Source organism: Citrobacter sp. wls827 (genome assembly GCF_005280875.1).
In the GTDB taxonomy this organism is placed as follows: domain Bacteria; phylum Pseudomonadota; class Gammaproteobacteria; order Enterobacterales; family Enterobacteriaceae; genus Citrobacter; species Citrobacter youngae.
Genome location: NZ_SZWR01000023.1, coordinates 169,285 through 177,918 on the forward strand (window position 1 = coordinate 169,285; position 8,634 = coordinate 177,918).

At 53.0% G+C, this 8,634-nt stretch carries 10 protein-coding genes; 9 read left to right on the forward strand and 1 reads right to left on the reverse strand.

Features of this window, described 5'->3' with window-relative positions:
* Positions 1-1,483, reverse strand: a 1,483-nt coding sequence (locus FDX03_RS23730; protein WP_249357132.1) for a transglycosylase domain-containing protein, incomplete at its 3' end; no start/stop codon positions are given.
* 120 nt (positions 1,484-1,603) lie between these two features.
* Here FDX03_RS23730 and FDX03_RS20235 point away from each other — a divergent pair.
* The 9 genes from FDX03_RS20235 to FDX03_RS23735 form a co-directional block, all read left to right on the forward strand.
* Positions 1,604-2,383: a hypothetical protein gene (locus FDX03_RS20235; RefSeq protein ID WP_048213549.1), complete on the forward strand. Its 780-nt coding sequence runs from the start codon at positions 1,604-1,606 to the stop codon at positions 2,381-2,383.
* Positions 2,383-2,922, forward strand: coding sequence for a PilN domain-containing protein (locus FDX03_RS20240; RefSeq protein ID WP_048213548.1), 540 nt, complete (start codon positions 2,383-2,385; stop codon positions 2,920-2,922). Before FDX03_RS20235 ends, FDX03_RS20240 begins: the two co-directional genes overlap by 1 nt.
* A 52-nt stretch (positions 2,923-2,974) precedes the next feature.
* Positions 2,975-3,373, forward strand: a complete 399-nt coding sequence (locus FDX03_RS20245) for a hypothetical protein (RefSeq protein ID WP_249357133.1) — start codon at positions 2,975-2,977, stop codon at positions 3,371-3,373.
* Positions 3,363-3,767 carry a HofP DNA utilization family protein gene (locus FDX03_RS20250; RefSeq protein ID WP_075551437.1) on the forward strand — a complete coding sequence of 135 codons (405 nt, stop codon included), beginning with the start codon at positions 3,363-3,365 and terminating at the stop codon, positions 3,765-3,767. The genes FDX03_RS20245 and FDX03_RS20250 overlap by 11 nt, the downstream gene beginning before the upstream one ends.
* Complete coding sequence (gene hofQ, locus FDX03_RS20255; protein WP_115642757.1) at positions 3,679-4,917, forward strand: DNA uptake porin HofQ; 1,239 nt, start codon at positions 3,679-3,681, stop codon at positions 4,915-4,917. The genes FDX03_RS20250 and hofQ overlap by 89 nt, the downstream gene beginning before the upstream one ends.
* A 404-nt stretch (positions 4,918-5,321) precedes the next feature.
* Entirely contained in the window at positions 5,322-5,843 is a 522-nt protein-coding gene (gene aroK / locus FDX03_RS20260) for a shikimate kinase AroK (protein ID WP_003023552.1), read from the forward strand.
* A gap of 57 nt (positions 5,844-5,900) precedes the next feature.
* Entirely contained in the window at positions 5,901-6,989 is a 1,089-nt protein-coding gene (gene aroB, locus FDX03_RS20265) for a 3-dehydroquinate synthase (RefSeq protein ID WP_048213545.1), read from the forward strand.
* Positions 6,990-7,085: 96 nt separating this feature from the next.
* On the forward strand, positions 7,086-8,378 hold the full coding sequence (gene damX, locus FDX03_RS20270) for a cell division protein DamX (protein WP_086523480.1): 1,293 nt from the start codon (positions 7,086-7,088) through the stop codon (positions 8,376-8,378).
* Between the two features lie 117 nt (positions 8,379-8,495).
* Positions 8,496-8,634 (forward strand): DNA adenine methylase (locus FDX03_RS23735; protein ID WP_249357135.1); only part of this gene is annotated, 139 nt, incomplete at its 3' end.

The window sequence follows — 8,634 nt, forward strand, 5'->3', positions numbered from 1 at the left end:
CCCAGCGGGAGATTGGCACGTCGTTGAGCATGCTCGCCAGCGTCAGACCTTTATCCATCGCGGCGGTATACAGGAAGGGTTTGATGTTGGAACCCACCTGGCGTAACGCCTGGGTTGCACGGTTAAACTTGCTCTGGTTGAAGTCAAAACCCCCCACCAGTGCCAGCACTGCGCCGTTTTGCGGGTTAATCGAAACCAGTGCGGAGTTAACGTCCGGCACTTGCGCCAGCCACCAGGCATCTCCCACCTGGCGTACCCAGATTTGCTGGCCAGTCTGTACTACGTCGGTCACTTTACGCGGTGTTGGGCCTTGTTGAGTATCCGAACGATAAGGACGCGCCCAGCGCATACCTTCCATACGTAATGACACCGATGTTCCATCCGCCAACGCAGCGGTCGCTTCCTGTGGGTTGGCGCTGGTGACAACCGCGGGCAGCAGCGGTCCATAAGTCGGCAGCGCTTTCAGCGTATCGGTGATTTTTTTGCTGTCCCAACTGCTTTCGCCCACTTTCCACAGCACGTTCGACGGGCCGCGGTAGCCGTGGCGCATGTCGTAATCCATCACGTTGTTGCGTACTGCCTGCTGAGCTGCCTGCTGTACTTTGCGTGTAATGGTGGTGGTGATGCGATACCCGTCTTCATAGGCTTTCTCACCATAACGGTTATACATCTCCTGGCGCACCATTTCAGACAGATACGGTGCAGAGAAAGCGATTTCCGGCGCGTGGTAGTTGGCGTCAATCGCTTCATTACGCGCCTGATCGTACTGGGCCTGGGTGATGTAGTTTTCGCTCAACATACGCGACAGTACAACGTTACGGCGCGCAGTTGCCCGGTCCATCGAATAGAGCGGGTTGAAGGTTGACGGCGCTTTTGGCAGACCGGCGATCACCGCGATTTCACTTAAGCTGAGTTGATCAACTGTCTTGCCGAAATAGACCTGCGCGGCAGCACCCACGCCATAGGCGCGATACCCCAGATAGATCTTGTTCAGATAAAGCTCGAGGATCTCGTCTTTACTCAGCAATTGCTCAATACGAATAGCCAGGAACACTTCTTTGATCTTACGCATCAGCGTACGTTCCGGACTCAGGAAGAAGTTTCTCGCCAACTGTTGGGTAATGGTACTGGCCCCTTGTGAGGCGTGGCCGGAGAACAACGCGACGCTGGCCGCACGGAAGATCCCCACCGGGTCCACCCCGTGGTGCTCATAGAAGCGGCTGTCTTCTGTGGCGATAAAGGCTTTAACCATTACCGGCGGCATTTGATCCAGCGTAACCGGAATTCGACGTTTCTCGCCATATTGCGCGATGAGTTCGCCGTCAGCACTGTAAACCTGCATTGGGATCTGCAGACGCACATCTTTTAGCGTCGCGACGTCAGGTAATTGTGGCTCGATATAGCGATAAAGGCCATAGATCGAGCCTGCTCCCAGCAGGATGCAACATACTGCAAGGATTAATAAATACTTTACGAACTTCACTGGAGATTTCCCATTTAGTGGCATTTGGGCAGTTTATAAACAAACGCGCGGTAGTATAAAGGCAAGCCAGACGCATTGATATACCCGTTGAAGGAACGGGTGATAAGGAGATCATCAGCAATGGCTTTTCGTATATGGAAAATTGGTCTGCATATTCAGCAACATGATGCGCTGGCTGTCGCTATCGTTCGTGACGCATCCGGTTGGGTCCTACAACGCTGGTGGCGTATGCCGCTGGCACATCAGGTTGTCGTCGATGGGCACATTCGTGAGCCGGAACAGCTTACTGCGGTGCTCCTGCCGTGGAGCCGTGAACTACCGCACAGGCACCATATTCACCTTTCTTTTCCTGCCAACAGGACGTTACAAAAAAAGTTACCCCGTCCAGCAATGACCCTACGCGAACCAGAGCAAACGGCATGGTTGTCTGGGGCAATGGCTCGCGAACTGGATATGGAGCCGGATGCGCTGCAGTTTGATTATAGCGAAGACACGCTAAGCCCGGCGTTCAACGTGACGGCGGCACAAAGCAAAGAAATATCGGCACTCCTGACACTGATGCATCCCCTGAAAGTACAGGTTACGGCCATTACGCCGGATGCCAGTGCCTTGCAGCGATTAATTCCTTATTTACCCGTGCATCAATCGTGTCTGGCATGGCGTGACGATACCCAATGGCTCTGGGCGAGCCGCACGGCATGGGGACGTAAATCGACGGGGGAAATTGACGATATTGACGCGCTTGCCGCGGCATTATCTCTTTGCCCTGTGGATATTGCGCTATGTGACGCTGGTGGCTTTGATCCCTTTAATGCGGTGTCCGTCCGCCAGCCACCGATTCCAACGGAAAGCCACAACTTTGCTGTTGCGCTTGGGCTGGCGATGGGAGGTGTGTACTGATGGCGGCGAACATCAATCTTTTGCCCTGGCGTCAGTCGCGGCGGTATGCCCGTCTGCAATGGTGGGGAGCATTATTGAGTGGATCTTTACTGGTTATTGTGGGTATCGCGTTGGGTTATTACGCGCTTTCTCGCGTAGATAATCGGGTCGATTTACTGCTGGCTGATGCCGAAAAAATGCGGGCTGAAACCCTGATAGCGCTCAAGCCGCGCCTGCAACAGCGTCAACAACAATGGCAGCAGGCGCAACAAAGAGAAAAACGGCGTGAACAGATGCGAAGCTGGCAGTCTGTTTTACAAGGGGTGGCCGAGTTGCTGCCAGAACAGGCGTGGTTAACAGGAATGACCTGGCAGCAGGATACGCTGGAGCTGACAGGGCTGACGCTGAACGTTGCTGCGCTTCATAGACTGGAGACGCAATTACGTAAACACCCTGGGTTTCAGTTGGGAAGCTCAGGGGAAACGCGACAAGATGCGCAGGGACACTGGCAGTTTCACTATCGTCTGATACGGAGTGTTATGCATGCAGGCGCTTTGTGATGGCTGGTTAGCGCAGACGCCGCGGTTTCGACTTTTGTGCTGGGGCGGCTGGATGTTGGTTCTGATCGCGGCTGCGCTGTTGTGCCTTTATCCTGTAGAGCAACAACGGAAAGCGCAGCAGGCAGCATTAGTCCGTCAACGCGTGGCGATTCAAGATCAATGGCGCAATCTGTATCTGCTGGCGTCATCGGTTGAACAACCCTTTTCTCCCTCTGAAGCGAGGCCGGTTCCTTTTTCCCCATTGGTATATCAAAGCTCTCTTACACGTCTGATCCACTGGCAGCCCTCCGTACGGGGAGGCGAACTGGCGCTGAAAACTGCGTGGGATGCAGTCCCACACGTGTTTGCCCTACTGGCGGAACAGGGAATGAGTACGAGTCAGTTTTCTCTTAGTGCAGAAGATGCTGATGTGTTGTTGACGATACACCTGGAGCGTCTGAATGATGACTAAGCGCTGGCTGTTCGCGTGTTTTAGCGTGCTGTTGTTGACCGGCATGCGCAATCCCTTTCAGCCGCCAGAGGATCTCTGCCGGATGGCTGAGTTGTCGGCATGGCGTTATCAGGGGGCGGTGATCCAGGGAGGGCGCTCAATTGGTTTTATGCAGGATGGTCAACACAAATGGCGGAGGGTCGAGCAGCGAGATGTTCTGAATGGCATCTGGAGGGTATCTCAGGTGACAGCCCAAAGCGTAACTATCGACACAGGGAATGATTGTGAGCCATCACGGTGGCAGTGGCAACGACAAGGAGAGGCGAATGAAGCGGTGGATAGTCATCGTGCTGATGACCGTAATACCCAGCGTGCTGGCTGGGAAAGCACAAAACGTGACGCTGGTGGTCGATGATGTGCCCGTTGTACAGGTGCTGCAGGCGCTGGCGGTGCAGGAGAAGAAAAATCTGGTGGTGTCACCGGATGTTAGCGGTGTGCTGTCATTGCATCTGACGAATGTGCCCTGGAAACAGGCATTGCAGACAGTTGTGAAAAGCGCCGGGCTGGTATTACGCCAGGAGGGTAATATTCTGCATGTGCATTCTGTTCAATGGCAGAGTGAAAATGCGGCCCGCCAGGAAAACGAGCAGGCACGGATTCAGGCCAGCTTGCCGCTGGAACATCGCAGCATCATTTTGCACTATGCCGATGCATCCGAGTTGGCCAAAGCCGGTGAAAAACTGCTGAGTACTAAAGGAAGTATAACGGTCGATAAACGTACCAACCGCTTACTGCTGCGAGACAATTCTGTTGCGCTAAACACACTGGAACAGTGGGTGGCGCAAATGGACTTGCCCGTTGAACAGGTCGAGCTGGCGGCGCATATCGTCACGATTAATGAAAAAAGTTTGCGTGAGCTGGGGGTTAAGTGGTCGCTGGCAGATGCACAATTGCCAGGGGCGGTGGGGAATGTCACCACGCTTGCCAGCGACCTTTCTGTGTCTACTGCAACATCGCGGGTGGGATTTAATATTGGCCGCATTAATGGTCGTTTGCTGGAGCTTGAGTTGTCCGCATTGGAGCAAAAACAGCAGCTCGACATCATTGCCAGTCCTCGATTACTGGCTTCTCATCTGCAACCTGCCAGTATTAAGCAGGGCAGTGAAATCCCGTATCAGGTCTCCAGCGGTGAAAGCGGCGCGACTTCCGTCGAATTTAAGGAAGCGGTGCTGGGGATGGAGGTAACGCCGACCGTGCTGCAGAAAGGGCGGATCAGACTGAAACTGCATATTAGCCAGAATGTCCCCGGGCAGGTGCTACAGCAAGCGGATGGCGAAGTGCTGGCCATCGATAAGCAGGAAATTGAAACCCTGGTGGAGGTTAAGAGCGGCGAAACGATCGCGTTGGGCGGGATTTTTTCACATAAAAATAAATCAGCAGCTGACAGTGTGCCGCTATTAGGCGACATTCCCTGGCTTGGCTCTCTTTTTCGCCATGATGGTAAAGAAGATGAGCGGCGTGAGTTAGTGGTTTTTATCACGCCCAGACTGGTCCCAACAGAATAACTTATGCATGAAAACCCGTTGTTTTCGCGCTGAACACGTTTCAGGGATTTGACGTGCGGGTGTATTTAGCATACAAGGAGTACCGATTTGAGTGTCGGGACTTTTCTGTACTTATGCAGCAGTGAATACGCTTCGCCTTTCCGGTGGTGTGTCATAGGCTTATTTGGCGTCATTTGGCTACACGATACGTCATCAGGTCAGATGTTTGCAGGGTAGCATGCCTGCCACGACCAGAAATGCGTAAGGTTTGGTGATTTATTCAGTTGCCAAACCCGCTTGAGTATTGAGATAATTTTCAGTCTGACTCTCGCAATATCTTATGAGGTTTCAGTTCATGTCCTGCTGCGCTGGGTGTCTGCGAAGCGGGTTTACCATTAACGAATAGTCTTAGTAGTACCGAAAAAATGGCAGAGAAACGCAATATCTTTCTGGTTGGGCCTATGGGTGCCGGAAAAAGCACTATTGGGCGCCAGTTAGCTCAACAACTCAATATGGAATTTTACGATTCTGATCAAGAGATTGAGAAACGAACCGGAGCTGATGTGGGCTGGGTCTTCGATGTAGAAGGTGAAGACGGCTTCCGTGATCGCGAAGAAAAAGTCATCAACGAGTTGACGGAAAAACAGGGTATTGTGCTGGCAACTGGCGGTGGCTCTGTAAAATCACGTGAAACACGTAACCGTCTTTCCGCGCGTGGCGTCGTGGTCTATCTTGAAACGACAATTGAAAAACAACTTGCACGTACTCAACGTGACAAGAAACGCCCGCTGCTGCAGGTAGAATCGCCGCCGCGTGAAGTTCTGGAAGCATTGGCCGACGAACGCAACCCTCTGTATGAAGAGATTGCCGACGTGACCATTCGCACCGATGATCAGAGCGCGAAAGTCGTAGCAAACCAGATTATTCATATGCTGGAAAGCAACTAATTCTGGCTGAATACACACTCGTCTGCGGGTACAAGTAACTAAGGTGGATGTCGCGTAATGGAGAGGATTACAGTCACTCTCGGGGAACGTAGTTACCCTATCACCATCGCGGCTGGTTTGTTTGATGAGCCAGCTTCATTCTTACCGCTGAAATCGGGCGATCAGGTTATGTTGGTGACCAACGAAACCCTGGCTCCCCTTTATCTCGATAAGGTTCGCGGCGTACTTGAACAGGCGGGTGTTAACGTTGATAGCGTTATCCTTCCCGATGGCGAGCAGTATAAAAGCCTGGCGGTGCTGGATACGGTCTTCACTGCGTTACTGCAAAAACCGCATGGTCGCGATACCACGCTGGTCGCACTTGGCGGCGGCGTGATTGGCGATCTTACCGGTTTTGCAGCAGCCAGCTATCAGCGTGGTGTTCGTTTTATTCAAGTCCCGACAACGCTGTTGTCGCAGGTTGACTCCTCCGTAGGCGGTAAAACCGCCGTAAACCATCCCCTCGGTAAAAACATGATTGGCGCGTTTTACCAACCTGCTTCCGTGGTGGTGGATCTCGACTGTCTGAAAACGCTTCCTGCGCGTGAATTGGCATCGGGCCTGGCGGAAGTGATCAAATACGGCATCATCCTTGACGGTGAATTTTTTAGCTGGCTGGAAGACAATCTGGATGCGTTGTTGCGTCTGGATGGTCCGGCAATGGCGTACTGTATTCGCCGTTGTTGTGAGCTGAAAGCAGAAGTTGTCGCAGCGGACGAGCGCGAAATGGGCTTACGTGCTTTACTGAATCTGGGACACACGTTTGGCCATGCTATCGAAGCTGAAATGGGTTATGGCAATTGGTTACATGGTGAAGCCGTCGCAGCAGGTATGGTAATGGCTGCCCGCACGTCAGAACGTTTGGGCCAGTTTACCTCCGCTGAAACGCAGCGCATTATTACGCTGTTGCAGCGCGCAGGTTTACCGGTGAATGGGCCGCGTGAAATGTCTACACAGGCTTATTTGCCGCACATGCTGCGAGATAAAAAAGTGTTGGCGGGAGAGATTCGTTTAGTGCTTCCGCAGGCGATAGGGAAGAGTGAAGTGCGCGGCGGAGTGTCGCACGAGGTGGTTCTTAACGCGATTGCTGATTGCCAGCAGGCGTAACAACAAGAAAGGTCAGGCTTGCGTTGTAAAGCGTAAGTCTTTTAGCTTCAGGTTATGTGCAAAGTCGTAAGCATTAACCTTTGAGTGGGGTGTTAAATGGATGAATTCAAACCAGAAGACGAGCTGAAACCCGATCCCAGCGATCGTCGTACTGGTCGTTCTCGTCAATCGTCTGAACGCGATAATGAGCCGCAAATCAATTTTGATGATGTTGATCTGGATGCCGACGATCGCCGTCCTGCGCGGGCACGTAAAGAGCGTGATGAAGAGCAGGACATTGAAGAAGACTATGAATCTGATGACGATGTTGTGGATGAAGAACGTGTAGAACGTCGCCCACGCAAGCGTAAAAAAGCGGTCAGTAAACCAGCCTCCCGTCAGTACATTATGATGGGTGTGGGTGTTCTGGTACTTCTGCTGCTGATTGTCGGTATCGGTTCTGCGCTGAAGGCCCCCTCATCTTCCTCTTCCAGTGAGCAGGCTGCGTCTGGTGAGAAGAGCATCGATCTTTCTGGCAGCAATGCGACGGATCAGGCGAACACCACAATGCCTGCGACGGGTGCTGAGCAGACCGCTGGCAATACGCAGCAGGATGTTTCTCTGCCGCCGATTTCCTCTACCCCGACTCAAGGCCAGGCACCTGCCACAGCGGAAGGTCAGCAGCGCGTCGAAGTTCAGGGCGATCTGAACAATGCACTGACGCAGCCGCAAGGTCAGGCACAGGTTAACAACGTCGTAGTCAACTCTACGCTGCCAACTGAACCTGCTACCGTAGCACCAGTTCGCAATGGCAATGCAGGGCGTCAGACTGCGAAGACTGAGCCAGCAGAACGTACTGCAGTTGCACATCAGGAACGCAAACAGGCTGTTATTGAGCCGAAGAGCAAGCCGCAGACCACGGTAAAAGCGACGCCGACAGAGCCAAAACCTGTTGCTCAGGCTAAACCAACCGCAACTGCGCCGACGACCACAACCAAAGCGCCGGTGGTAGCTGCTACGCCGAAAGCGACTGTTGAGCCGAAAGCAACCGCGACGACGCCAGCCCAGACTGCAACACCTGCACCAACGACAGCAACACCGGTTGCGGGTGGTGCGAAAAGTGCAGGGAACGTTGGCGCGTTAAAATCAGCGCCATCCAGTCACTACACGCTGCAGCTCAGCAGTTCCTCTAACTACGACAACCTGAATGGTTGGGCGAAGAAAGAGAACCTGAAGAACTACGTGGTGTACCAGACGACGCGTAACGGTCAACCGTGGTATGTTCTGGTGACGGGCGTGTATGCGTCTAAAGAAGATGCAAAACGTGCAGTGTCTACGTTACCCGCCGACATTCAGGCGAAAAACCCGTGGGCAAAACCGCTGCACCAGGTTCAGGCCGATTTGAAGTAAGATAGGATATGTTCTGCAATGGTTTGCTGTTTCGCCCAATTGCGGGACAAAGACTAAAGCGCAGGATGCTGTCGGAGCTTTCTCCACAGCCGGAGAAGGTGTAATTAGTTAGTCAGCATGAAAAAAAATCGCGCTTTTTTGAAATGGGCAGGGGGGAAATATCCCCTGCTTGATGACATCAAACGGCATTTACCTCAGGGTGAATGCCTGATTGAACCCTTCGTGGGTGCCGGGTCGGTGTTTCTCAACACCGACT